Source organism: Myxococcus sp. SDU36, from assembly GCF_030168875.1.
Taxonomy (GTDB): domain Bacteria; phylum Myxococcota; class Myxococcia; order Myxococcales; family Myxococcaceae; genus Myxococcus; species Myxococcus vastator.
In genome coordinates this window covers 7,504,349-7,529,305 of sequence record NZ_CP077414.1, presented here as the reverse complement: position 1 = coordinate 7,529,305, position 24,957 = coordinate 7,504,349, and the positions used below count along the sequence as shown (strand labels likewise).

19 protein-coding genes and 1 tRNA gene are annotated in these 24,957 nt (G+C 69.9%); 10 read left to right on the top strand and 10 right to left on the bottom strand.

What is annotated here, in order from left to right; all coding sequences use genetic code 11:
- Window positions 1-13: 13 nt before the first annotated feature.
- From KGD87_RS30740 to KGD87_RS30730, 3 genes are read right to left on the bottom strand one after another with little or no spacing between them, the layout of a single operon-like run.
- A complete protein-coding gene (locus tag KGD87_RS30740; RefSeq protein ID WP_284664504.1) occupies window positions 14-1,159 on the bottom strand; it encodes a hypothetical protein in 1,146 nt (381 codons plus the stop codon).
- Window positions 1,160-1,218: 59 nt separating this feature from the next.
- Window positions 1,219-3,396, bottom strand: coding sequence for a hypothetical protein (locus tag KGD87_RS30735; RefSeq protein WP_284664503.1), 2,178 nt, complete (start codon window positions 3,394-3,396; stop codon window positions 1,219-1,221).
- A 9-nt stretch (window positions 3,397-3,405) separates the two neighbouring features.
- Window positions 3,406-3,810, bottom strand: coding sequence for a peptidoglycan-binding domain-containing protein (locus KGD87_RS30730; protein WP_284664502.1), 405 nt, complete (start codon window positions 3,808-3,810; stop codon window positions 3,406-3,408).
- Window positions 3,811-4,406: 596 nt separating this feature from the next.
- Between KGD87_RS30730 and KGD87_RS30725 the strand changes: the two genes are divergently transcribed.
- Together KGD87_RS30725 and KGD87_RS30720 are read left to right on the top strand one after the other, a co-directional pair.
- Entirely contained in the window at window positions 4,407-5,150 is a 744-nt protein-coding gene (locus tag KGD87_RS30725) for a phospholipase D family protein (protein ID WP_284664501.1), read from the top strand.
- A 24-nt stretch (window positions 5,151-5,174) separates the two neighbouring features.
- Window positions 5,175-9,011, top strand: coding sequence for a DEAD/DEAH box helicase family protein (locus KGD87_RS30720; RefSeq protein WP_284668713.1), 3,837 nt, complete (start codon window positions 5,175-5,177; stop codon window positions 9,009-9,011).
- Between the two features lie 42 nt (window positions 9,012-9,053).
- On the opposite strand, the gene KGD87_RS30715 is transcribed toward KGD87_RS30720, so the two are convergent.
- The 3 genes from KGD87_RS30715 to KGD87_RS30705 all read right to left on the bottom strand — a co-directional run bounded on the left by KGD87_RS30715 (window position 9,054) and on the right by KGD87_RS30705 (window position 14,040).
- Window positions 9,054-12,926 (bottom strand): DEAD/DEAH box helicase, encoded by a 3,873-nt coding sequence (locus KGD87_RS30715; RefSeq protein WP_284664500.1) that lies wholly within the window; start codon window positions 12,924-12,926, stop codon window positions 9,054-9,056.
- Between the two features lie 158 nt (window positions 12,927-13,084).
- Window positions 13,085-13,157 (bottom strand) — tRNA-Phe (locus tag KGD87_RS30710).
- An 88-nt stretch (window positions 13,158-13,245) separates the two neighbouring features.
- A complete protein-coding gene (locus KGD87_RS30705) occupies window positions 13,246-14,040 on the bottom strand; it encodes a sigma-70 family RNA polymerase sigma factor (RefSeq protein WP_284664499.1) in 795 nt (264 codons plus the stop codon).
- Window positions 14,041-14,157: 117 nt separating this feature from the next.
- On the opposite strand from KGD87_RS30705, the gene nhaR reads away from it, so the two are divergent.
- Window positions 14,158-15,057 (top strand): transcriptional activator NhaR, encoded by a 900-nt coding sequence (nhaR, locus tag KGD87_RS30700; protein WP_284664498.1) that lies wholly within the window; start codon window positions 14,158-14,160, stop codon window positions 15,055-15,057.
- Window positions 15,058-15,076: 19 nt separating this feature from the next.
- On the opposite strand, the gene KGD87_RS30695 is transcribed toward nhaR, so the two are convergent.
- Both KGD87_RS30695 and KGD87_RS30690 read right to left on the bottom strand, forming a co-directional pair.
- Window positions 15,077-16,675, bottom strand: a complete 1,599-nt coding sequence (locus KGD87_RS30695; RefSeq protein ID WP_284664497.1) for an amidohydrolase — start codon at window positions 16,673-16,675, stop codon at window positions 15,077-15,079.
- Between the two features lie 20 nt (window positions 16,676-16,695).
- The gene (locus KGD87_RS30690; RefSeq protein ID WP_284664496.1) at window positions 16,696-16,905 is read right to left on the bottom strand and encodes a hypothetical protein; all 210 of its coding nucleotides are present in this window, start codon (window positions 16,903-16,905) and stop codon (window positions 16,696-16,698) included.
- Window positions 16,906-17,055: 150 nt separating this feature from the next.
- On the opposite strand from KGD87_RS30690, the gene KGD87_RS30685 reads away from it, so the two are divergent.
- The 4 genes from KGD87_RS30685 (at window position 17,056) to KGD87_RS30670 (ending at window position 20,686) form a co-directional block, all read left to right on the top strand.
- Entirely contained in the window at window positions 17,056-18,183 is a 1,128-nt protein-coding gene (locus KGD87_RS30685) for an ABC transporter permease (RefSeq protein WP_284664495.1), read from the top strand.
- Window positions 18,184-18,187: 4 nt separating this feature from the next.
- Entirely contained in the window at window positions 18,188-18,910 is a 723-nt protein-coding gene (locus KGD87_RS30680; protein ID WP_284664494.1) for an ABC transporter ATP-binding protein, read from the top strand.
- Complete coding sequence (locus tag KGD87_RS30675) at window positions 18,907-19,965, top strand: HlyD family secretion protein (protein WP_284664493.1); 1,059 nt, start codon at window positions 18,907-18,909, stop codon at window positions 19,963-19,965. Before KGD87_RS30680 ends, KGD87_RS30675 begins: the two co-directional genes overlap by 4 nt.
- Before the next feature lie 97 nt (window positions 19,966-20,062).
- Window positions 20,063-20,686, top strand: coding sequence for a TetR/AcrR family transcriptional regulator (locus KGD87_RS30670; protein WP_284664492.1), 624 nt, complete (start codon window positions 20,063-20,065; stop codon window positions 20,684-20,686).
- Window positions 20,687-20,757: 71 nt separating this feature from the next.
- On the opposite strand, the gene KGD87_RS30665 is transcribed toward KGD87_RS30670, so the two are convergent.
- Window positions 20,758-20,988: a hypothetical protein gene (locus KGD87_RS30665; protein WP_284664491.1), complete on the bottom strand. Its 231-nt coding sequence runs from the start codon at window positions 20,986-20,988 to the stop codon at window positions 20,758-20,760.
- Window positions 20,989-21,207: 219 nt separating this feature from the next.
- Here KGD87_RS30665 and KGD87_RS30660 point away from each other — a divergent pair, with 219 nt between their 5' ends.
- From KGD87_RS30660 to KGD87_RS30650, 3 genes are read left to right on the top strand one after another with little or no spacing between them, the layout of a single operon-like run.
- The gene (locus KGD87_RS30660; protein ID WP_284664490.1) at window positions 21,208-22,518 is read left to right on the top strand and encodes a glycosyltransferase; all 1,311 of its coding nucleotides are present in this window, start codon (window positions 21,208-21,210) and stop codon (window positions 22,516-22,518) included.
- Between the two features lies 1 nt (window position 22,519).
- Entirely contained in the window at window positions 22,520-23,875 is a 1,356-nt protein-coding gene (locus tag KGD87_RS30655; protein ID WP_284664489.1) for an NfeD family protein, read from the top strand.
- Entirely contained in the window at window positions 23,875-24,714 is an 840-nt protein-coding gene (locus KGD87_RS30650) for a slipin family protein (RefSeq protein ID WP_284668712.1), read from the top strand. Before KGD87_RS30655 ends, KGD87_RS30650 begins: the two co-directional genes overlap by 1 nt.
- 6 nt (window positions 24,715-24,720) lie before the next feature.
- Here KGD87_RS30650 and KGD87_RS30645 read toward each other — a convergent pair whose 3' ends face one another.
- Window positions 24,721-24,894: a hypothetical protein gene (locus KGD87_RS30645; RefSeq protein WP_284664488.1), complete on the bottom strand. Its 174-nt coding sequence runs from the start codon at window positions 24,892-24,894 to the stop codon at window positions 24,721-24,723.
- Window positions 24,895-24,957 lie beyond the last annotated feature (63 nt).

Below are 24,957 nucleotides of genomic sequence, written 5' to 3'. Positions count from 1 at the left end.
CCTGCCCGCGCCGCTATCGGGCGGCAGGCGATGGACGGGGGGTGGGGGACCGGTAGAAGACCCCTGCCTCCGGGCGGGACCGCAGCACGAGCCGCGCATCCTCGCTCCCGGCCAGGACGAGATAGACGTCCCCCCCAGCCTCGCCGCCACTGGCGAAGCCCGGAGCGTGGTCGATGAAGGCCACCCAGCCGCCGAACGCGCGGAGCGAGAGGTCCGCCAGCCGAGGGAAGCCCGTCAGCCAGCGGCGGGCAGCCCCCGAGCCCAAGGGAGACAGGGACAACACCACGGGGTCGGACGAGTCCTCGCCTGATTGCACCGAGGCAAACCATCTCCGCGAAGGCAGGTACCCCTGGATGTACTCACCGGGCGCCTCCGCTTCGTCCGGCGGCGGGCGGAGCGGGCGCAGCATCCCGGCGTCACCCAGCGCACCAATCCGCTCCCCAGCCCCCGTCTCCACCGGCCCCGCGGCCAGCAGACCATGCTCCCGGTCCCAGCCCACCAGCCGATGGACACCTCGCACCTGCCGGGACACCATCTTCCCGACCCGGGCATCGAAGCGAACGTGTTTCACTTGAGGGCTCTCACTCCCGGATGCGGCATTGCACAGCACGTCCAGCGTCCTCCCGTCCGGCCTCCACAAGGCGTCGAAAGGGAGACACCCGGAGGGCAGCGGCACCTTGCCAGGCCGCATCCCCACCGCGCCTGGCCGCTCTAGTGGAATGCGCTCAACGGTCGCTTGAAGGACGACGGTCACCTCGGTGCTGTCCGGATGAAACACATACGCGGGAGCGTCAGCAGGCATGGGAATGCCCTTCACGAGCCCGTGCGCGGGTTGTCCATCCAAAGCCTGAAGCAGCTCCGAGCCACGCCGGTAGACCAGGTGCGCCCCGTCCGGGGACCAGCCCGGGCTCCCCAGGTCCGGCTCCCAAGGCCCTGCCCGCCGCACCCGCTGGGCCTGCACGTCGATGACCACGAGCCGGGAACCCTCTTCGCCCCGCTCGATGGCGGCGACCTCGGTGGGCACTGGCTCGCGCGGCGCATCGCCACGCGCCGCGTCCAGCGGAGGAGGAGGCCCCTCTGGAACGGAGGCATCCCCGAGGGCCCGCGCGCCGGGAACGCCCGCATCCGGGGCTGCCTCCGACTGTCGAGTACACCCCACTGAGGGAGCGAGGCCCAATATGAAAGCAAGAACAGGCCCCAGGAGGACACGCATCCGAATCACCATAGCTTGGGGTTCCCTGGGTTCTGGGGTAGCTGAGCGGTGTAGGTGACTGAATCGAAGTCCGCCTGAGGGTTCAGCAGTGCCTCCACGATGCCCGCGACAATCTGCTCCGCCACGGTATCGATGAATGGCTGCCGCACCATGTCCTCGTAGCGGTACTGCGCGGGTGGCGTTGGATGCGGCGCGTCCATGAACTCCAGCTCGAAGTACACGTAACGCGCCCTGTGCTGATTCTGCGCGCTCAGCATGGCAGCAGGATTTCCAGCCTCCTCCAACGTGACTCCTCCCTGGCGTGTGCCCTGGTCAAACGGGTCGACGTATTTGACGAACGTCTTCGCCAGGCGGAGCTGCTCGACAGGCGGCGCGCTGGCGGCATTGGGCAGCGCGGGGTTGGGGGGCACCCGCGACAACAGGGACATTGCTCCTTTACCAGGCCCGGCGTTGAGGTGGAGCGTCAGGTACAGGTCGCAGGTCGGCGCCACCCCGTTCAGGTAGTTCGTCCGGGGCGTGGGCCCCCAGGCCTTGATGCCACTCTGAAGGTAGGAGTGTGGAGCCGTGACATGCAGGTACTGGAGCGTCTTCGCGCGCGCATAGTCGACAAAGCCGGTCTCGCGCATGGCGGCTCGCGCAACGGCCTGGAACGCAGCGCTCCCCCCAACCTCGCACCGCAGTGACCAACGCGCGGAGCGCTCTGCCAGCACCTCCAACATTCCAGCGTCCACACCGAACCAGTCCTGCGCGGTGATGGGCAGCGCCACCGCGGCATTGACGATGACATGGGGCGGCTGAAGCGCCTCCTGGGTATAGACGTAGCCACCCACGGGCTCGTCCCAGCGCACCGAACCCGCCCGGACACGCCGCTGCTGTGGCAGAAGCTGTTGGTTGAGCCGCGCGACAATGTTCATCACCGTCGCTTCATTGGTGGCCAGCAGCCTCGCTCGGTCCGCGGCGAGGACGGCCTGAGCGGTGTCATCATCTCCCTGATGGCGCACCAACAACAGGTCCGACAACTGCTGGAGGCTTCGCTGGGCATTCCGGACACGAATGCGCTGCTGCGCCATGTCATACTGATAGAAACCGTCTCCCGCCTCCGGCGCGTTGGCCGCGTGCACGGAAACAGGCTCGATGAGGCCGAACCCCGCGCTTCGGGTCCAGGAGATGCTGTCCGCGGGGACTCCGTGGCGGGACTGGAGCAACTCCGCCACGCGGTCCGCGATGCGGTGAACGCCGTACCACTCCTGAGAACGCCGTGAGGTGGCCAGCGCGTAGACAACGCCATGCCCAGGGTCCAGCAGGAACCGGTGAGTGGCCAGGCTCGCATTGACGACCTGGGTCATGGGAAGAACCGGCGCCTCGAAGGGGTGTTGGTTGGTATTGCCGGTGAGTTGCTCACTCCCCAGCCGCACCAGGTGCCCACGCTGCACGCAGGCAGGCAGGGTGGCCCGGAACAGCAATGGCCAGTCGATGGGCAGGGCCATGATGGGACGCGTACCGTCCGCGACATACCCATCCGCGCCTGTTTGCAACCGCACCCGGCGATGCGAATCCCGATATCCACTGCCGAGATTGTCCCGCAGGACTTCGGCGCTGACGGAGGCCCCCTCCACAGGCGTCGTGCCATCCCCAGCCTCCACCACCCGCAGTTTCACCCAGCAGTACCGCTGCGACGGCTTGCGATGGACGACATAGTAGATGAAGAGGTTGGTGACACACTGCTGGCGCTCCACACGCAGCGCCACGTCCAGCCGGCATGTCTGCGTCGCTGCGCCTGTCGTGTACCGGGCCTCCAGCCTCAACATTCCGGTGAAGGCAACCTGGCCGGCGGACACCTGCGCCGCGAAGCACAGGTGACAACGCCGCGCACCGCCATCCCCCTCCAGCAGCAATGGCATGGTGGTGACGGCGCTTCCCACTTGGACCCGGCGCTCCGCCAGGGCCGGTGCCGGTGCCTCAACCTCTGTCTGAACCACGGCGTCCGGTGAAAGTTCGAGGACGATGTCGAAGATGCCGAAGTCGGTGAGAGGTGCCGTCAGCGTATTGGTGCTCCCAGGGGCCACGAAGGCGTCGTCAACCGAGGCTGTCGCCGCCTCGATGCTCGTCCCTGGAGCCAGTGGCCAGAAGGACTGGGCCGTCTCCCCATTGAGCACGGAGTAGCTGCCAACCTGGATGGGCACGATTCCTCCTCAACAGCCATGAACTTCCACGAGTCTTGCTCGCGTGAGCGGCCCCACCACGCCATCAACCGACAGGCCATGATTCCGCTGAAAGGCCCGCACCGCGGCCTCCGTCAACGGCCCGGCAATTCCGTCAATCGGCCCACAGCCAAAACCGAGGTTGCGCAAGCGTCCCTGGATGCCGCTCACCGTGTCTATCGGGTCCAGATGCCCCACCCGCAGGCGCCAAACGAGCCCCGGCACCTCAGCGTGCGCATCCTTCCACACGCGAAGCGTGGCCATCTCCGTGTCCACGGGAACCGCGTGTTCAATGAATGTCTTCAGGATTCCAGAGAAGACCTCCCGCCCGGTCTCCAGTTCGTAGAAGCTGCCATCCATGGATTGCCCATCCGCATCCTTCACCGCGAGCCGCAAGAGCATCGTCTTCTGCGACGACGTGAAGCGGTGCGACCGCCCCGTAGGGCGCCGTGCCCTCCGCTCCTTCCGGTCCGGGATGTAGACGACATCTCCAGGGTAGAGCAGAAAGGGGTTCGGCCTCATCGCGCGCAACGCACGGTTATCCGGATGCTCATACAGGGCTCTCCAATTCAGGAATCCATACCGAGAGGCAATTCCTGGCAAGTGCTCGCCCTGAGCCACGGTATGCCGCATGCCCATCGCCCCCCTTCGCAGGCGCCCGACAACCCGGACCTGTCTGGGCAGTCTGCACGAGAGGTCCAAAGGCGCGCAAAGGCTGCTGCCACCTCGGGCACGGCGTTCGACCATCCGCGCTCACCCCTCAACACCCACCTATGCCTACAAATCCAGGTCTGGTGCACTCTCGGGGTGAGGACTCAAGGAAGGCCCGTGGGGTCATAGGGTTGGGCGCGGACGGGGCTACCGGATTCGTGCGCCACCCGACAGATGCCTTTCTCATGCCCTGGGATTGTTGGTATGCCACTGAACGCCGAGAGCATCCGCACCAACGGCTCTCAAGCCGCTGTGCGTCATCCCTGACTCCCCTGCTCCCCATGTTCGAAAATCTGTTTCGCTCACGAGATGCCGACGCGCTCGAGGTCTTGGGAAAAGTCGACACGGTCCGCCGACTTCATGGCCTCATTGATGAAGCCCAGCAGCATGTCACGTTGATCAGCCCTTACGTCAGCATCGAAAAGCTGCGGGATGTCGAGCGCAAGATTCGTCAAGCCCTCGACCGGGAGGTGGCCGTGACCCTGGTCATCCGAGAGGGTGACGAGCACACCCGGGGGCCCTCGCAGCAAGGCGTGGACCTCCTGGTCAGCCTCATGCAAGCCGGCATGCGCTTGTTCGTCGTGAGGGACCTGCACGCCAAGCTCTATTACTCAGAGCGCCACGCACTCATCACGTCGCTCAACCTCATTGAGTCCTCCTTCAATAACAGCATTGAAGTCGGCATCTGCGTCTCTGCCGGCCGTGACGAGTACGCGAGAATCAGCGGCTTCATCGAGAGTGAAATCACACCACACCGCAAGGAAGTCCCCTTCAAGCCGGCCACCGCGCCGCGGCGCAAGAGCGCCACGCCCGTCCCCCGGAACCCCACACAGGGGTTCTGCATCCGCTGCCGCGACGAAATCGGCTTCGACCCGGAGAGGCCCTACTGCGACAGCGACTTCAACGTCTGGCGCCGATACAGCGACCCCACCTACGAAGACAGCCATTGCCACCATTGCGGCACGGACTTCGCCGCCAGCAAGAACAAGCCCCTGTGCCGCAAGTGCTACGGGCTGCTCAGGTAGCCTTCAGCGCCCCGCCCCGTGACGATGACCTCCCCGTTTCTCTCCATCCCTGAAGCGCAGTGGGTCGCGGCCAACACGTTCGCTTTCGCCATCCGGGATGGCTTCCCGGTGAGTCCGGGACACACGCTGGTGATTTCCCGGCGGCGGGTCGCGACTTGGTTCGACGCCACGGCCGAGGAGCAGCGCGCCCTCTTCGAGCTGGTGGACGAGGTGAGACGCGGGCTGGATGCCGAGCTTCATCCAGACGGGTACAACATCGGCATCAACGTGGGCGCGGCGGCCGGCCAGACGGTGCCCCACCTGCATGTGCACGTCATCCCTCGCTTCCAGGGAGACATGGACGACCCGCGCGGCGGCGTCCGGCACGTCATTCCAGACAAAGGCAACTACCTCTCCGGGCGAAACAAGCCACTGGCCACGGGAGGCCTCGACGACCCGTTCCTGCACCACCTGGAGCCGCTGTTCGCGGAGGCGGTGGAGATTTCAGTCCTGGCGGCCTTCGTGCAGGACAGCGGACTGGAGTTGCTGCGCGAGTCCGTGGAAGCAGCGCTCACCCGGGGCGCGACGGTTCGCATCCTCACGGGTGACTATCTCGCCATCACCCAGGCGGAGGCGCTTCGACGGCTGCTCGACTGGATGGAAGAAGACGCCGCGCTCCAGGCGGAGCCAGGCCGTGGCCGCTTCGAGGCGCGCGTCGTGGAGGTGGAGAAGCTCCGCCTCGCGTCCTTCCACCCGAAGTCCTGGCGCTTCCTGGGCGCTGGACTCGCGGTGGCCTATGTCGGTTCGAGCAACATCTCACGCGCCGCCTTGAAGACAGGCATCGAGTGGAACCTGCGCGTCGAGCGGGACCGGGACCCGCGGGCCTGGAACGAGGTGGTGGACGCCTTCGAGGGCTGGTGGAGCCGCGCCTCCCCCTTGGACGCGAGCTGGGTCGAGCACTACGCCCGCCGTGCACGGGCGACACGGCAGCTCCTTCCAGCAGGTGAGGCGGAACCTGAAGCCCCCTTGCCCCGTCGCGAGCCACACAGCCTGCAGCGTCAGGCGCTCGATGCGCTCGCGCGTGGCCGGCGCGAGGGACGGAAACGTGCGCTGGTGGTCCTCGCGACGGGCCTGGGGAAGACCCTGCTCGCGGCGCTCGACGTGGAACAGTTCAGCCAGGAGCGGGGGCGGACAAGCCGCGTGCTGTTCCTCGCGCACCGGGAAGAGCTCCTCGTCCAGGCAGCGGAGACGTTCCGTCGCCAGCAGCCCCACCTCCGCTTCGGCTGGTACGTGGGTCAACGCGCGCAGCTCGCGGGCGACGTGGTCTTCGCCTCGGTGCAGAAGCTCTCGCGGCCACAAGAGCTTCACGCGCTCCGCCTCGCGGCCGCGTTCGACTACGTCATCGTGGACGAGGTCCACCACGCCACGGCGGCGAGCTACCGGTCCATCCTCGCCTGCGTGGAGCCCGCGTTCCTGCTCGGGCTCACGGCGACACCGGAGCGCGCCGACGAAGGCGATGTGCTCGGCCTCTTCGATGACCACCTCGCATGGCGCTCGGACCTGGGAGAGGGCATCCAGGAGGGGCTGCTCGCACCGTTCGAGTACTTCGGGCTCAAGGACACGGTGCCCTACGAGAACATCCCCTGGAAGAGCCGCCGCTTCGACGTCGCGCTGCTGACCCAGGCGGTTGAGACGGAGGCACGCATGCGGACCCTGTGGCGTGCGTGGCAGAAGCACCCCGCCAGCCGCACGCTCGTGTTCTGCTGCTCCATCTCCCATGCCCACTTCGTCCGGCAATGGCTCGGAGGCCAGGGGATTCGCGCCGTGGCCGTCCACGCCGGGGCGGGCTCGGCGGACCGTGCCCAGGCGCTGCGCCAGCTCGCGAATGGCACGCTGGACGCCATCTGCGCCGTGGACCTGTTCAACGAAGGCGTCGACGTCCCGAGCATCGACCGCGTGGTGATGCTGCGCCCCACCGAGTCCCCCGTGGTGTTCCTCCAGCAGCTCGGGCGAGGCCTGCGGAAGTCCGAGGGAAAAGAGCGGGTCATCCTCATTGACTTCGTCGGGAATCACCGGCTGTTTCTCGACCGGCTCCGAACCCTGCTGGCCTTGGGAAAGGCTCCGGTCTCCCTGCGTGACTTTCTCACCTCGGACCGGCAACCCGAGCTGCCCGCTGGCTGCACCGTGGAAGTGGAGCTCGAAGCCAAGGAGCTGCTCCTGCACTTCCTCTCTGGAGGGGGCCAGGAGGTCGAGCGAGTCTACCGCGAGCTGCGAGACGCACGGGGGCTGCGGCCCACCCTTGGAGAGCTCTATCGTCGTGGATACTCCCCCGCGACGCTGCGCAAGGCGCACCCGGGTTGGTTCGATTTCGTGAGGTCGGAGGGCGACCTGACCGACGGCGAGGCTCGGACGCTCGACGAAGGCCGCGACTGGTTCAAGGAGCTCGAGTTCACGAACCTGAGCCAGTGCTTCAAGATGGTCGTGCTGGAGGCGCTGCTCGAAGCCGGGGCCCTGCAACAGGGAATGCCGCTGCCCGAGCTTGCCCGGCGAAGCCTGGCCATCCTCCAACGCTCCCCCGAGTTGCTCCGGGACCTCGAAGCGGTCAAGGCGCTGGGCGACCCACGCCTCCCGAATCCCGCCCGGTTCCTCACGTACTGGAAGTCGAACCCCATCGAGGCATGGACGAAGGGCGGGAGGTGGTTCCGCGTCGAGGAAGAGCGGTTCATCCCTCGGCTCCCCATGGCTCCATCAGCCCCGGAGTCCTTCGAGGCAATGACTCGCGAGCTGGTGGACTACCGGCTCGCGCAGTACCGGCGCCGCCAACAGGCACAGACGCGGGACGCCGCCTTTGATGCGAGGGTCATCTCGAACAGCCGGGGCCCCATCCTCAAGCTCCCGGAGCGGAGCGCACGCCTGGACCTGCCCCTGGGAACGACAGCGGTCCGGCTCGACGATGGAGCGCGCTGGCATTTCGACTTCGTGAAGATTGCCGTCAACGTCGCGCGCTCCGATGACGCGAAACAGAATCAACTGCCGGACCTCTTGCGCAAATGGTTTGGCCCCACCGCGGGAGCGCCGGGCACCGCCTTTCGCGTCCGGTTCACGCTCGGCCCTGACGGGTGGAGCGCGGCCCCCGTTCAGGCCGAGCCGAGTCCCCTCGCGCCTTGGGGGACACTGGTCGCATTTCCCACCCTGCGCGCGGCCGCGGGCGCCGTGGAGCAATCCATCTCAATCGACCAGGCCCCGGAGGCGGCGAGGGTCCGGCTTCCGAGCCGAGCCCAAGGGGATGGTCTGTTCGCGGTGCGCGCCGCGGGTGATTCCATGGACGGCGGAGCGCACCCCATCCGCGATGGTGACTGGCTGGTGATGCGCGACGCGAAGGCCGCGGGGTCGGGGCCCCTGGAGGGAAGGGTGGCCCTCGTCCAGGTCCCCGACCCCATCACAGGCTTCCGCTATCAAGTGAAGCGGCTCATCCGTCAAGACGGGCACTGGCTGCTCCGCTCGGACAATCCCTTGCGTGAATCCTTCCAGGCTGGCGAAGCGGTCTCCCCCATTGCGCTGGTCATCGAAGTCATCCCGCCTGAACGGCTGGCGCCTCCGCCGGGCACAACGCTCGCGGACGAGCAGCTCAGCGCCCACTTCGGCTTGAGCACGGTGCCCAGAACGGGGCGCCATGAAGGCCACCTGTTCCTGTTCGTCAAGGACGCGCACGCCTTCACGGCCCCCGGCCGCCTGGCGTTGCGCGTCCCGGACCGCCACCCCAGTGAAACAGCCTTCGTCTTCACACAAGAGACCGCGTCCGGTGGCTGGACCTACCAGGGAGCCGCTGTCTGGCGAGACGATGAAGACCGGTGGGCCCTGGAGCCCTCCAGGGCCGGGTGAGCCTCCGTCCAGGCTCAAAAGGGTCCGCCCAGAACCGCCCCGTCACGCTCCCCCAGCCGCGCCGAAGCGCAGCAGCGCCAGCAGCTGCTCGGGAGAAAGCGCGGCGCCCCCGTCCGCCCCGGAGAGGAGGCTGTCGGCCAGCTCGCGCTTCTCCGCGTGGAGCGCGAGGATGGCCTCCTCCAGGGTCCCCTCGGAGACGAGCCGGGACACGGTGACGGGGCGCGTCTGACCGATGCGGTGCGCCCGGTCCGTGGCCTGGTCCTCCACCGCGGGGTTCCACCAGGGGTCCAGGTGGATGACGTGGTCCGCGGCGGTGAGGTTGAGGCCCGTGCCGCCCGCTTTCAGTGAGATGAGGAACAAGTCACCCTGCCCCCCCTGGAAGGCCTCCACGCGCGCCTGCCGCTCCGCCGGCGGTGTCTGCCCATCCAGGTACTGCATGGACACGCCTCGCGCCGCCAGCGCCTCGCGCGCCAGCGCCAGGTGCTTCACGAACTGGCTGAAGACGAGCGCCCGTCCCCCGGAGGCGCGCACCGTGTCCACCAGCTCCAGCAGCCGCTCCAGCTTGGAGGACGGCAAGACTGAGTCCTCGTCGACGAGTCGCGGGTGGCACGCGGCCAGCCGCAGCCGGGTGAGCGCGGCCAGGAGCGCGAAGCGAGCGTCCATCCCTGGCGCCTCCCCGACCTGCGCCAGCGCGGCCAGCCGCACGTCGTCGTAGAGCCGGCGCTCGCCCGCGCTCAGGGCCACGGAGACCACCGTCTCGATTCGCGCTGGCAACTCGCGCGCCACCTCACCCTTGGTGCGGCGCAGGAGGAAGGGCCGGACCACCCGCGCCAGCGAGTCCCGGGCCCCCGCGTCCCTGTCCCGTTCAATAGGGACGGCGAAGCGTGAACGAAAGGACTCACGGCTGCCCAGCAGCCCCGGGAAGAGCAGCGCGTAGAGGCTCCAGAGCTCCGACAGGCGGTTCTCCACGGGCGTGCCCGTCAGCGCGACGCGCGCGTCGGCATTCACGGTACGCAGGGCGCGGGCGCGCGCGGTGTCCGGGTTCTTCACCGCCTGGGCCTCGTCCACCACCAGGGTGGCGAAGGACACATCCGCGAAGCGCTTCGCATCCTTGACCAGCAGGCCGTAGCTGGCGACGAGCACGTCTCCGGGCCCCAGCGCCTCCAGCAGCGCCTCGCGCTCCGACTCGCGGTAGGAATGGATGCGCAGCGAGGGGGCGAAGCGCGCCGCCTCGCGCGCCCAGTTGAAGCAGACGGAGGTGGGCGCCACCACCAGCGCCGGGCCCTCGGCCGCGCGGTGCAGCAAGAGCGCGAGCGCCTGGAGCGTCTTCCCCAGCCCCATGTCATCCGCGAGGCACGCGCCACCGCCCCATGAGGCCAGCCGCGCCATCCACACGAAGCCCTCTCGCTGGTAGTCCCGCAGTCCCGCCTTCAACTTCCGGGGAACCGCTACCTTCGACGCCTGCGCCTCCCGGATGCGGGTGGCCAGCTTGCGCCAGTCCGGTGGGGCCTGCACCCGCGCGCCCGCCTCCTCCAGTCCGTCCAGCACGGGCGCGGCCGCCGCGCTCACCTCCAGCCCTTTGCGCGTGGGGAAGGTCAGGTCGGCCAGGGGCGCGAGCCGCTCGCGCAGCGAATCGGTGAGGCGCATCCAACGCCCCGGCCCGAGCCGGACGTAGCGGCTGCGGCGGCGCACGGCCTCCAGCAGCACCGCCAGCGCCACGCGCTCGCCGTCCACCTTCAGCTCTCCCTCCACGCCGAACCAGTCCTGCCCGCTCCCCACCCGCACCCGCAGCGCCGACGCGTCGGGCGTGCTGGACACCCGCCAGGGCTGCTGCTGCGCCCACTCCACTCGCACCCCTTCCCCGTCGTCCAGGGGCGCCAGCGCCTCCAGCAAGGCCAGGCTGGACGCCACATCGCCCCGCGTGAAGCGGTGGGCGCCGTGAGGCAGCCCCAGGCGCTCCAGCAGGGCGGCGGCCTCCGCGCGCTCCGCCGCCAGGTTCCGCGACACCCGGACGCGCTGGCGGCCCCGCACCCCGCGCACCACGGGCGCGCCTTCTCCAGGCACGAGCAGCGGCCCCTCCCGGAGCGGCCGGGCCAGCACCGTGCCCTCCAGCGCCTCCTCGCCCACGGGACGGAGCCGGACCCACAGGCCCCGCTCTGGCTCGACCTCCGCCCCTTCCATTGACGACGGCAGCGTCAACGGCACGCGGGCCTCCAGCCCGGACAGCCGCGTCAGCAGGTCGCCCCGCGCGGAGGCTGGGAGCCGCGCCCCCGTCTCGCGCAGCGTCGTGAGCAGCTCAGCCGCCTCCGGCGCCACGGCGAGCAGGGTGACGCGAGGCACCTCCCGCTCCAACAGCAGCCACGGCTGGGACGTCCTCGCCGCGGACGTGGGCGGATGCAGGTCCCCCACCTGGACAGCGGCGCCTTCGACGGCGGGGCGCACGCGCAGCGTCCCGTCGTCCTGCTCCTCGAAGAGGAAGCCCAGCGGAGCCTCGCGGACCTGGAGTGGCACGTCGGGACGCTCCGCCAGGTGCAGCCGCGCGCTATGGGTCAACGCCCGCAGCGCCTGGAGCAGCAGCACCCAATGTCCTTCTTCCGCGGACGGATTGAAGCTGAACCCCGAGGACGCCAACGAGGCGCTCGCCTCCACCAGGGCCAGCGCCTCGCGCTCACCGGGAGCGGTGAGCAGGGCGAGCGCCGCCGGCCGGTCCCTCCAGCCCACCTGGGTCCCCTTGGAGAGCTTCCCCGTCTTCGTCGGCCGGTGAAGGTAGGCGCGGAGCGTGAAGGCGAGAGAGGTACCTTGCTCCAGACGGAAGCTCACCTGTGACTCGGGCGCGGGCGCGTCTTCGACGGGAGTCGCGAGCGAAGCGGCCTCCAGCCTCTCGAGGATGTACTGCCCGGGGACGTCATAGAGCAGCTCCGCCAGCCGTGCGTTGCGCGGCGCCGCGGCTTTCTCGCCGAGCGAGTCCAGCACCGCGTCCAGCGCCGTGAGCGCGTGCACGCAGCCGGCGCCGGAGTCCCGCGTACATCGACAGCGGACCCCCGGCCCGCCATCCAGCAGCGCATGGGGCTCCACGATGACGCCCTGAAAGTGCGCATCGGAGAGCAGGGGGTGGGCTGGCAACGCGCCCGTCTCCGACACGAGCAGCCGCGCGGGGCGCTCCCGGAGGAGGATGGCCGGCGGAGTCTCCAGCACGCGAGGAGGCACCCGCGCGCGCAGGCGCTCACGCTCCTGGACGAGCGCCTCCATCAGCGGCTTCAGCCGGACGTCCGTGAGCGGAGGGCGCGGCGCGGCGTCCTGCTCCCGCTCCAAGCCTTGGCGCACCCGCTCCGCTTCCCTGCACACATGGCCCCAGGCCGCGTCCTCCAGCAGGGCCCGGTGATGGGCGTTGAGGTAGCCACGGGCGACGACGCTCCCCAGGACAGTCCCGATGGAGGTGTTCGACAGGCGCTCAAGGGCCCCATGCCGCCGGAGCGCCTCGGGCAGATGGGAGCCGAGCACACTGAGGGGGTCCCCCCCCGCGTGAGTCACCTGGTGCGCCTCCATCCAGGCCTGAAGCGCGGCGCTGGTGGCGGGCCGCTCGGTGACAGGCGCCTTGTCCGGCTGGCGCAGCCAGGCGAGCCCCACGGCCACGAGGTGCTTGCAGAACGACAGCGCCAGGAAGTCGGCGCACTCGCAGGAGAAGACGTCCCCTTCGCCGCTCGCCGAGATTCGGACCGAGTACGGCCTTGGGCGCCCCACGGCGACCGTCCCTTCGACGACGTCCCCGCACGCCTGGACGGACAGCACCCGCTTCCGGGCGAGCAGGTCCTTGCCCTGTTCGTAGAGGTCCTCACCCGCCTCCTCACGGAGCAGGGCATCCGTCAGCCACCGCCCCAGCGTGGAGCGGGCATTCCCCGAAGCCACTTCAAGCATCCGCGGTATTTATCCCCACCCACCAGGTCGTGCCCGTGTCATTTCCACTCCCGGGACTGGACACAACCTGGGGCCGCGCGGCACATCTGTCCAGGCGCGGCGCCGGAAACGAAAAAGGCCCCTGGACTTTGGGTCCAGAGGCCTTCATGTCCGCTGAGTGCCCAGGGGCGGAATCGAACCACCGACACGGGGATTTTCAATCCCCTGCTCTACCGACTGAGCTACCTGGGCGTAAGGGGCACCGCGCGGAACGGCGCCTTCATAGCGAGCCCCTCCCTCCTCCGTCAACAGCATTCTCCGCCACGCGGGCGGGCAGGCGTCAGGCCGCCAGGGACATCGCCTCCCCGTCCCAGGACGTGAGACCGGCCGTCAGCCTGTGGCGCAGCTTCACCCGCAGGCCCTGTTCGATCTGCCGGATGCGCACCGCCGTCACCCCGAAGCGGCGCGCCAGCAGCTCCGCGCTCACCCCGTCCTCCGCCAGCATCCGCTCCTCCACCAGCGCGCGCTCCCGGGCGTCCAGCTCCGGCCAGGCCGCGTCCACGCTCGCCCGGAGCCGCCGCGCCCACTTCGCCCGGTCCACCAGGTCCTCCTGCGAGTCCGCGTCCGCCATCAGCCCCTCCAGCCGCGTAACCTCCGAGTCCGGCGACACCGGCGCGTCCAGCGACACGTCCCGCGACAGCGCCTCCATGGCGCGGGCCACCTCCTCCTCCCGCTTCCCCAGGGCCTCGGCCAGACGCCGCTCCACCTCCGGGTGGCCCTCCCCCCACCGGGCCTCCAGCCGCGCCCGCTCACGCCGGAGCTGGAACACCACCCACGGCGCCCGGCCGCCCGCCATGCTCCAGTTGCGGCCCACGTAGGCGCGGATGCGCGCACGAATCCACTGGCTCGCATAGGCCGCGAACGGCACCCCGCGCTCCTCGAACCGCCCCGCCGCCTCCATCAACCCGACGTTGCCCTCCGCCACGAGCTCGTCCATCGACAGGCCGGTCCACCGGTATTTCCACGCCAACCGCCGCACCAGCTCCAGGTGCCCACGGACGCGCGCTTCAACGACCTCGGCCGCAACCACGAGCTCAGGGGATTCAAAGGACACGTTCAGGCTGACGGTTTCCATGGACCTCCTCCGGTTGGACGCGCCCACACGACGGCGCGACGCAGAGGAAATTAAAGGTTCGGACTCCATAAGAAAATTAGGTAGTTTAACGGTGATACTTCGGCTATCTCTATGGATATGAGCTGGCTCAACTATCACCACCTCCTGTACTTCTGGACGGTTGCGAGGGCGGGCAGCATCGCCAAGGCGGGCGAGGAGCTGCACCTGGCGCAGCCCACCATCAGCAGCCAGCTCAAGCTCCTGGAGGAGTCGCTGGGCCACAAGCTGTTCGAGCGCCAGGGCCGCAAGCTGGTGCTCACCGACGTGGGCCGCACGGTGATGCGCTACGCGGACGAAATCTTCCGCCTGGGCAACGAGCTGAAGAACGTCGTCTCCGGCCTGCCGCCTGGACAGCAGCTGCGGCTCAACGTCGGCGTGCTCGACGTCATCCCCAAGCTGGTGGCCGAGCAGCTCCTCAAGCCCGCGCTCGAAGCGGGCCCATCGCTGCGCATCATCTGCCGCGAAGGCCCCCTGCCGCAGCTGCTCGCCTCACTGGCCCTGCATGAGCTGGACGTGGTGCTCGCGGATGCGCCCAGCTCGGAGCCCGTGAGCGTGCGCTCGTTCAACCACTTGCTCGGCAAGTGCGGCGTGTCCTTCTTCGCGGCCGGGAAGCTGCTTGCGCTCAAGGAGAACTTCCCTCAGTCGTTGGACGGAGCGCCCGTGCTGCTGCCGTCGGACGAGTCCTCCGCGCGCCGCTCCATGGACCTGTGGTTCGAGCGCAAGGGCCTGCGCCCCGTCATCGCGGGGGACTTCGATGACAGCGCGCTGCTCCAGGCCTTCGGCCAGCGCGGGCACGGCGTCTTCGCCATGCCCAGCGCCATCGAGGCGGAGGTGGAGCGGCAGTTCAACTGCTCCGTCATCGGGCGCACCGACGAAATCGAGACCTGCTTCTACGCCATCACCGTCGAGCGGAAGATTCGCCACCCCGCAGTCGTCACCATCGCCGAGGCGGCGCGCTCGCACATCTTCAGCGAGTGAGCCGGGAGGCCCGCCGCGCTCAAGCCACGGACGGCGCGCGGTACACCTCCGCGCCAGCGACCACGGTGGCGAGGACCTGGGCCTGCACCAGCGCCGAGGCGGGCCCCTCCAACGGGTCTTCCGACAGGGCCACGAAGTCGGCGTCCAGCCCCGGGGCCAGCCTGCCGCGTCGGGCTTCGTCGAAGGAGGCCCAGGCGGGCCCGGTGGTGAAGCCCTCCAGCGCCTCGCGCGCCGTCAGCCGCTCCTCCGGCATCCACCCGGCCTCGGGCCAGCCCGCCGCGTCCTGCCGCGTGCGCGCTGCGTACAGCCCCGCCAGCACGTCCGGATTCTCGATGGGGAAGTCACTGCCCAGCGCCAGGTGCGCGCCCGCGTCGCGCAGGCTGCGCCAAGCATAGGCGCCCTTCAGCCGCTCGCGGCCCAACCGCGACTCCGCCCACGGCATGTCGCTGGTCGCATGGGTGGGCTGCACGCTCGCCACCAGCCCCGCGGCCCCCAGGCGGAGGATGTCCTCGCGCCGGAGAATCTGCGCGTGCTCCACGCGGTGCCGCAGCGCCTGCGTGCCCGTCACCTCGGCGCCGCGCAGCAGCACGTCCAGCACCAAGGTATTGGCACGGTCTCCAATGGCGTGGATGCACACCTGGAAGCCCCGGGACATGAAGGCCTGGGCGCGTGCGGCGAGCTCCTCGGGTGGCAGCAGCAGCAAGCCCCGCTGTCCTGGCTCGTCGCAGTAGTCCTCGTGCAGCGCCGCGCCCCGGCTCCCCAGCGCGCCGTCGGCCAGGAACTTCACCGAGCGCATCGCCAGCATCCGCCCCTGCCACGGCCCCTGCTCGAGGTATGCGTGCCGCTCGTCGCCCTGGCCCGCCGCCATCGCGTAGACGCGCAGCGGCAACGTGCCCGCGGCGTCCCAGGCATGGAGCACGCGAAAGGCCTCCCGCTCCATGCCCGCGTCGTGCACGCCGGTCAGCCCCACCTGCGCGCAACGCATCAACGCGGCCCGCAGCCGTGTCTCCAGTTGCGCGGTGGAAGGCGGAGGCATCGCGGCGGCGACCCCGTCCATGGCGTTGTCCACCAGCACGCCCGTGGGCTCGCCGTGCGCGTCCTTGAGGATGCGGCCTCCCTCCGGGTCCGGCGTGGCGCGGGTGATGCCAGCGCGCCGCAGGGCCTCGCCATTCACCCAGGCCGCGTGGTGGTCCACCCGGGTGAGGAACACGGGCGTCGAGGGGAAGCGCGCGTCCAGCGCCTCGCGGCCCGGGAAGGCGCCACCGGGCCACTCGTTCTGGTCCCAGCCTCGTCCCAGCAGCCAGTCTCCCTGGAAGCTGGAGGCGGGCGCCTCGGTCAGCCGGCGAAGGGCCTCATCGACCGAGCCCGCCTTCTCCAACCGCACCGTCGTCAGGCTCCGGCCCAGCCCGTGGATGTGCGCGTGCGCGTCCACGAGGCCCGGCACCACGGTGGCGGCGCCCAGGTCCACCAGGCGCGCATTCGGGCCGGCGGCGGCCTCCGCTTCTTCGCGAGTCCCCACGGCCAGCAGCCGCCCATCCCGCACCGCCAGCGCCTGGGCCCGGGGCCGCGCCGCATCCAGCGTCCACACCCGCTCCGCCAGGTAGACTGTCGCCCGCACCGTGACTCCTTCCGCGTGCCTCACCGCTGAACGGCCAGGATGCGCCAGCCGTCTACATCGACCGCGTACGTCGCGCCCACATCCAGGGCAAGGCCTTCTTGAACACAGGCCCCCTCCTTGGGCGGCTTCGCGCCCCTCGGCAAGAAGTCATCCATCGCCAGCCCGACCGCGGTGGAGATGGTGGCTGGAATGAAGGTGTGCTCCCCCGGAGGAAAGCCCAAGGGAAACACGAACCCTTCCGTCGCGTGAAGCCACCCGAGGAGGTGTGAGCGCCCGACGCGAGTAGCCGCTCACCTCCCGGTGGCTCGTTGACAATAAGCGAGCGCACGCTTATTTATTGCCGACCGGGTCTCCCGGCAGCTCTCCCACGGCGCTCCTCCATGCGAATGCTCGGCCTTGCCCTGAAGATGTTGCTCGATGTCCCCGCCAAGAGCCTGGGGACGCTCGTGGGGGTGGTCGTGTCCGTCTTCCTCATGTCCCAGCAGCTCTCCATCCTGCTGGGCATCCTGAGCCTCGTCTCTGCGTTCGCGGATGGGACAGACGCGGACATCTGGGTCGCCTCGGCTGCCACCGAGAACACGGACATCACCGATTCGCTGCCCGCCACCCGCGTCGCCGAGGTGGCGAGCACTCCCGGCGTGGCCTGGGCCGCGCCCGTCATTCAGGGCATGAGCCGCATCACCCGCCCGGACGGCGTCCGCGAGCTGGTGAAGGTGGTGGGCGTCGAGCCACCGCGCTACGCGGGGCTGGCCCGGACGCTGGTGGACGGCACGCAGCGTGAGTCCCTGAGAGGCCCCGCTCGCGTCTTCCTCTCCTGGAGCGCCCGGCCCGCGTTTGCCTTCCCAGCCCCGGGCGAGCGGCTCGAAATCGACGGGAAGACGGCCTTCGTCGCCGGCTTCTTCGACAAGGTGGACCCGCACAGTTCGTACACCTACGTCTTCGCGAATCTTGATGACGCGCGCGCCTATACGCAGTTTCCCCAGGACCGCATCACCTTCGTGGCCACCGGCGTCTCCCCCGGAGAGGACGCCGTCACGGTGCGCCAGCGGCTCCAGGCCCGCATCCCCGACGCGCTCGTCGTCACCCGCGGCGAGCTGAGCGCCATGGAGGTCCGTCACTTCCTCCGGCGCACGCCGGTGGGCATGGTCTTCGGCATGGGCACGGCGGTGGCCGCGTTCATCGGTTCCGTCATCGTCGCCATCACCCTCTACTCGTCCGTGGTCGACCGCCTTCGGGACTACGGGACGCTCAAGGCCTTGGGGGCCACGCGCAAGGACCTGGTCCGCTTGCTGCTGGCCCAGGCGTGGCTGTTCTTCGCCGTGGGCGCCGGGGTGGGCCTCCTGGCCTTCTTCTTCGTGAAGGCGCATGCCCCGCAGGCGCCCATGCTGGCCCCGCCGTGGATGCTGGCCGGTGTCATGGCGGTGTCCCTCACCTCCTGCACGCTCGCGTCGCTGGCGGCGGTGCGCCGCGCGCTCGCCATCGACCCTGCCATCGTCTTCCGGGGCTGAAGCCATGAGCACTTCCTCCTCCCAGGTGGTCCTCGAAGGTCGCGGTGTCGGCCGTTTGTTCGGTACGGGGCCGCTTGCCGTGCGGGCCCTCCATCCCACGGACATCCAGGTGCGCCGCGGCGAGGTGCTCGTCATCATGGGCCCGTCCGGTAGCGGGAAGACGACGCTGCTGAGCCTCCTCGGGCTCGTCCTCTCGCCGACGGAAGGGGAGGTGGTGCTCGACGGGCGGACGGTGTCGGGTGGAAGTCCCGATGCGCTGGCCCTCCTGCGGAGAGAGCGGGTGGGCTTCGTCTTCCAGCAGTTCAACCTCATGCCGGGGCTGAGCGCGCTCGACAACGTGGCACTCCCGCTGCTTCTGCGCGGCACGTCAGCCCGGGAGCGGGCAGCACGGGCACGCGAGGCGCTGGCCCGGGTGGGCCTGTCAGACCGCGAGGCGGCGAAGCCCCGGCTCCTGTCGGGAGGTCAGCAGCAGCGCGTGGCCATCGCCCGTGCGCTGGTCACTGACGCGCCCGTCATCCTGTGTGACGAGCCCACGGCCTCGCTGGATGGGGTGACGGGCAAGGCCGTCCTGAACACGCTGAAGGGCCTCGCCACGGACCTGGGACGTGCCGTCGTGGTCGTCACGCATGACGACAGGGTGCTCGCCATCGCGGACCGCCTGGTCGAGGTCGTCGACGGGCATGTCCATGAGAGGGCGGACCCCTCCGCTCGGGAGGTACACGGATGAGGAAGACGCATCGTCTTGGAGTCGCGGCGGCGGGAGTGCTCGGACTGCTGGCGTCGGGTTGCCACGGCCCGCCTCCTGTCGAGCGCGACAGCGTGGTGTCGGGCCCGGCAGGTGGAGGCGTCCAGCCCATGGATGTCCACCGCGTGGTGGCCCCCGGCATCGTCGAGCCCTGGGGCGGGGCGGTGGAACTGGCGGCCCAGGAGTCCGGGCGCGTGGCCGAGGTGCTCGTCCACGAGGGACAGCCCGTCACGCAGGGCGAGGTGCTCGCGCGGCTGGAAGACGAAGCCCAGCGGCACGCCATCACCCTGGCGCGGGCCGAGCTCGCGGAGGCCGAGGCCGTGGCCGAGCGCTACCAGCGGGGCGCCACCTCCGAGGAGCGGGCCCAGGCCCGGGCGGAGCACGAAGCGGCCGCCTCGCGTGCGAAGCAGGCCGCCGTGGATGCGGCGCGGGCCCTCCGGTTGAAGGCGGCGGGCACCACCGCCGCCGCGGACACCGAGCGAGCCACGTCCGAGGCCCGGGCGCTTGAAGCGGCGGCGCTCGCCGCCGAAGCGAAGCGCCAGGCCATCGAGCGGGGCCCCAGGAGGGAGGACCGGAAGGTGGCGCAGGAGCGATTGCAGGCAGCGCGTGCGCGGCTGCGGCAGGCCGAAGCGGCGCTGGCCCGCCGTCAGGTCCTCGCGCCCCTGGCCGCCACGGTGTTGTGGAGTCGGTTCCAGCCGGGCGAGCTCTACACCCAGGGTCCGCAGGCGCTGTTCGTGCTGGGCGACACCTCCCGCATGCAGGTGCGGCTGGAGGTGGATGAAATCGACGCGCCCCGGGTGGAGGTGGGCATGCCGTGTGTCCTCTACACGGATGGCGGGGCACGTCTTGCGGAGGGCCGGGTGGTCCGGCTGGCCCCCATCATGGGGCGGCGCGGGCTCACCACGGAGACGCCGACGGCGAGGGCGGATGTCCGCATCCGCGAGGTCTTCGTCGAGGTGCAGGGCACCGCCTCGCTGGTTCCGGGTCAGCGGGTCTGGGGACACACGGGCCCGCTCTCCCCGCCAGCACAGGGGTGAGAGGCCGGGTCGCGCTGCCCTTGCCGCCGTCCCTCCCGAGGCTCATGCTCGCCAGGGGCGGCGGGGTGCGCTGTCCGTGCGATGCCAGGGAGCTGACGTGGGCCGGACGAAGACCATTGATGATGCCGACATCCTCCGCATCGCCGAGCGACTCTTCCGGGACAAGGGGCAAGCGGTGTCCACACGGACGGTTGCCCAGGAGGCGGGCATCTCCGAGGCCGTGCTGTACCAGCGCTTCGGCTCCAAGGACGACCTCTTCGTGGCGGCGATGACGCCCCCCCAGGCCGACGTGGAGAAGCTGCTCGGCACGCCGTCCCCCGAGGATGTGAAGGCCCACCTGCAAGAGGTCGCGGGACGGCTGGCGGCCTACTTCGTGGAGCTGATGCCGACGCTCCTGCACGTCATCACCCATCCCTCGCTGGACCGGCCCACGCTGGCGAAGTGGCACCGGGGACTACCGTTCATGCAGCTCCAAGAGGCGCTCACCGCGCGGATGGTCCGGTGGCGGAACGAGGGGCGCATTGCCCACGTGGAGCCGGCCGCCGCGGCCCAGGGGTTCATGGCGGCGGTGCACAGCGTGGCCATGTTCGAGACGATGAACGGCCAGCCTCGCCGTGAAGGACGCAAGGCCCATGTCCAGTCGCTCGTGGCCGTCCTGTGGAGCGGCCTGGAACCGCACCCAGCGGCAGCGGGTTCTTCTTCCCGCCGGGGGCGGCCGTAGCCGCGCGTTGCCAGTCCGTGCTTGTGGCGGTGGTGGACGCCGTGTGCATCTTCCGCGCGGGCTGACCATTCCTACTCCGCCGGCGTCTCCGACGTGCCCGCGTCGGTCTCCGGCGTGCCCGCGTCGATATCCGGCAGGGGCGTCGCGGGGCCAGCGGGGGAATCCGCCACGGTCTGCACGGGCTCACGAATCTGGTCCGGGCCCATCAAAGGCCGACTGTCCTCCGTTCCTTCGGGCTGCGTGGTCTTGCAGGCAAGCGCGGCAACCACCACGCCCAGGGCAATGAGAACGGCACGACGCATGTAGCCTCCTTACCGAATCGAGTTGCGGACGGACCCTAGGGAGCGTGCCCTCCAGCGACAATCTGTCGACGACAGCGAACGTCCACCAGCGGATGCCCGGGCACAGCTTCGGGCGCTTGCCCCCAGCGCCGGACAGCAGCCTGGCGGGCACAGGGCGCGGGATGATGCCGCGTCCCATGCGCACCGTTGCCTGGAGCGCGTACCTGGGAGGCCGAGGCCATGCTGGACGTCGTCGACGTCGGCAAGCGTTCGCTTGCCACCTATCGCGGGATTGCTCCTGACGAAATCCTCGACGAACTGCACCGGCTCTCCGAGGACCTGCGCGGGGCCCGGTGCATGCACCTGAGCGCCACGCCCTACGGCGGCGGCGTCTCCGAAATCCTCCGCTCCCTGGTCCCGCTCTACAACGACCTGGGCCTCGTCACGGACTGGAAGCTCATCCACGGCGACGACACCTTCTTCCAGGTCACCAAGCGCATCCACAACGGCCTGCAAGGCGCGCCCGGTGAGCTCACCGAGGCCGAGAAGGCCACCTACCTGGCCAACGCCCAGCTCAACGCCCACCGGCTCGTCTCGGATTCGGAGAACTACGACTTCGTCTTCGTCCATGACCCGCAGCCCGCCGTGCTCGCCACGCTCACCCCCCATCTCGATGCGCGCTGGATATGGCGCTGCCACATCGACACCTCGCACCCCAACCCGGCCTTCTGGGACTTCCTGTCGCCCTACCTGCACGCCTACGACGCCGCCATCTTCACCCTGCGGGAGTTCATTCCACCGCGGCTCCCCATCTCCGACGTCCGCATCTACCCGCCCGCCATCGACCCGCTCAGCCCCAAGAACCACCCGCTGCATGAGTCACTCGCGCGCGACGTGCTGGAGTGGATTGGCATCCGCACCCACCGGCCGCTCATCACCCAGGTCAGCCGCTTCGACCGGTGGAAGGACCCGCTCGGCGTCGTCCGCGCCTACCAGCGCGTGCGCCCCCACGTCCCCGACCTCCAGCTCGCGCTCGCGGGCTCACTGGCCCTGGACGACCCGGAGGGCTGGGAGGTGTACGAAGAGCTCCGCGCCGCCACCGCGGGCGACAGCCTCATCCACATCCTCACCAACCTGGTCGGCGTGGGAAACATCGAGGTCAACGCGCTCCAGGCCTTCTCCGACGTCGTCGTCCAGAAGTCCCTGCGCGAGGGCTTCGGGCTCGTCGTCGCGGAGACGCTGTGGAAGAACACCCCCGTCGTCGGCAGCCGCGTGGGCGGCATTCCCATCCAGATGCCCGAGGGCACCGGCGGCTTCCTCGTGGACACCGTGGAGGAGTGCGCGGAGGCCATGCTCCACCTGCTCCGCCGTCCCGACGAGGCCCGGCTGCTGGGCGCGCGCGGACACGAGCATGTGCGTCAGCACTTCCTCATGCCCCGGCTGCTGAGGGACCACCTGCGGCTGCTCAAGCACCTGGCCGCCGTGCGGCCCTTGCCCCAGCGCGGCATCGTCCCTGTTTCCTTCAACCCCGCCAGCCTCCAGGGGGTGTGAGATGCACGCACGGGCACGATGGCGACTCGCGGGCCCGGCCCTCCTGTGTGTCCTCATGGCGGGCCTGCTCGCGTCCGCGGCCGAGGCCCCCACGACGACCGGCCAGCCCACCGTGGCGCGCTGCGACCTGGAGGGCGTGGTCGACGCCGGCACCAGCGGCTACCTGTCCGACTGCGTGGCGCGCGCCGAGGCCGCGGGACATGACGCGCTGCTCGTCCGGCTGGACACCCCCGGCGGCTCGCTGGAGGCCACACGGCACATCGTCCGGGCCTTCCTTTCGTCACCGGTCCCGGTGCTCGTCTGGGTCGGCCCCTCCGGCGCACACGCGGGCAGCGCGGGCGTCTTCATCGCCCTGGCCTCCAACGTCGCGGCCATGGCGCCGGGCACCAACATCGGGGCCGCGCATCCGGTGGTGGGCCCCTCCGGCCAGTCCCCGGAAGCCGTGGGCGGCGAGCAACTGGCTCGCAAGGTGGAGAACGACGCCGTCGCGTTCGCGGAGAGCATCGCCCAGCAGCGGGGCCGCAACGCGCAGTGGGCCGCCTCCGCCGTGCGCGACAGCGTCAGCGTGTCCGCGGACGACGCGCGGGCGCTGCGCGTGGTGGAGTACGTCACGCCCACCGAGGCGGAGTTCCTCGCGCAAGTGGACGGGCGGCGCGTGACGGTGGCGGGTGGCGAGTCCGTGCGGCTCTCCACCCGGGATGCACACCTCGTCACGCTGGAGCCCACGCTGTCCCAGCGCGCCGTGCACGCGCTCGCCAACCCCGGCATCGTCTATCTGCTGTTCCTGGTGGCCGCGCTGGGACTGGTGGTGGAGCTGTCACACCCGGGCGCCATCGTCCCGGGGCTCATCGGCGCGGTGGCGCTCGTCCTGGCGCTGGTGGCGTCCTCCGCGCTGCCGGTGCGCGCGGGCGCGGTGCTGCTGATGCTGGTGGGCGCGGCCCTCATCATCGCGGAGCTGTTCGTCGCCAGTGGATTGCTCGGCGCCGCGGGCGTGGTGGTGCTGGGCCTGGGCGGCCTGTTCCTCGTGGACCGCTTCGACCCGGAGTGGTTCGTGGACCGCTCCTTCCACGTGTCGTGGACGTGGCTGGTGCCCACCACCGTGGCGCTGGCGGGCGCGGCGGCCTACGTCGCCTACCGGAGCGCGCAGACGCGGCGGATTCCCCAGCGAGGTGGCGACCTGGGGCTCGTGGGGGAGCGCGGCACCGCCCTGGCCCCGGTGACACCGGAGCGCGGCGAGGTGTTCATCCACGGAGAGCGCTGGCACGCCACCTCCGCCACACCCATCCGCTCCGGCGCGCACGTCGTGGTGCGGGGAATGGAAGGACTCACCCTCTTCGTCGACGAGGTACCGACATGATGCAATGGTCAGGACTGCTCGGAGTGCTCATCCCCGTCGCCATCGTGTTCCTGCTCTTCATCTCCGGGGTGCGAATCGTCAACGAGTACCAGAACGGCGTGGTGTTCCGGCTCGGGCGCTTCGTGGGCCTCAAACGCGCGGGCTTCCGCTGGCTCATCCCCTTCGTGGAGCGCATGGTCATCATCGACCTGCGCACCGTCACCCGCGACGTGCCTCCGCAGGACGTCATCACCCGGGACAACGTCAGCGTGAAGGTCAACGCCGTCGTCTACTTCCGCGTCATCCACGCGGACAAGGCCGTGCTCCAGGTGGAGGACTTCCTCTATGCCACCAGCCAGCTCGCCCAGACGACGCTGCGCTCCATCCTGGGCCAGGTGGAGTTGGACCAGCTCCTCTCCGAGCGCGACCGCATCAACCAGGACATCCAGCAGGTGCTCGACGCACGCACCGACCCGTGGGGCATCAAGGTGTCCAACGTGGAGGTGAAGCACATCGACCTGCCCTCGGAGATGCAGCGAGCCATCGCGCGGCAGGCCGAAGCCGAGCGCGAGCGCCGCGCGAAAATCATCGCCGCCGAGGGCGAACACCAGGCCGCCGAGAAGCTCTCCATGGCCGCCAAGGTCCTCGGGCGCTACCCGGCCACCCTCCAGCTCCGCTACCTCCAGACGCTGGTGGAGATTACTTCCGGGGGCAACCACACCATCCTGCCCATCCCGCTGGACCTGCTGCGCACGCTCAGCGGCGTGAAGGCCGGCCTGGAGCAGGCCGACGATGGGCACGAGGACCGGCGCTACACCGAGGAAGAAGAGGAGGGGCCTCCCGCGGGCGGCCTGTCCTGAGCGCCGTCAGTCGAAGAGCTCCTGCCGCTCCAGTTTGATGGCCCGCCGGCTCAGCCGCAGCGACGCCAGCACGAGCAGCGCCGTCGCGCCCAGCAGCACCACACCCACCGCGAAGGTCACCACCGGCAGGGCCTCGGGGAGCTGCGTCTGCCGCTCATGCCCTCCTCTGTTCCACCCCACCCCGACTGACGCAACACCTCCGCGCACCTCCCCCGCCACCGCTGCTGACAACTCACCAGTGGC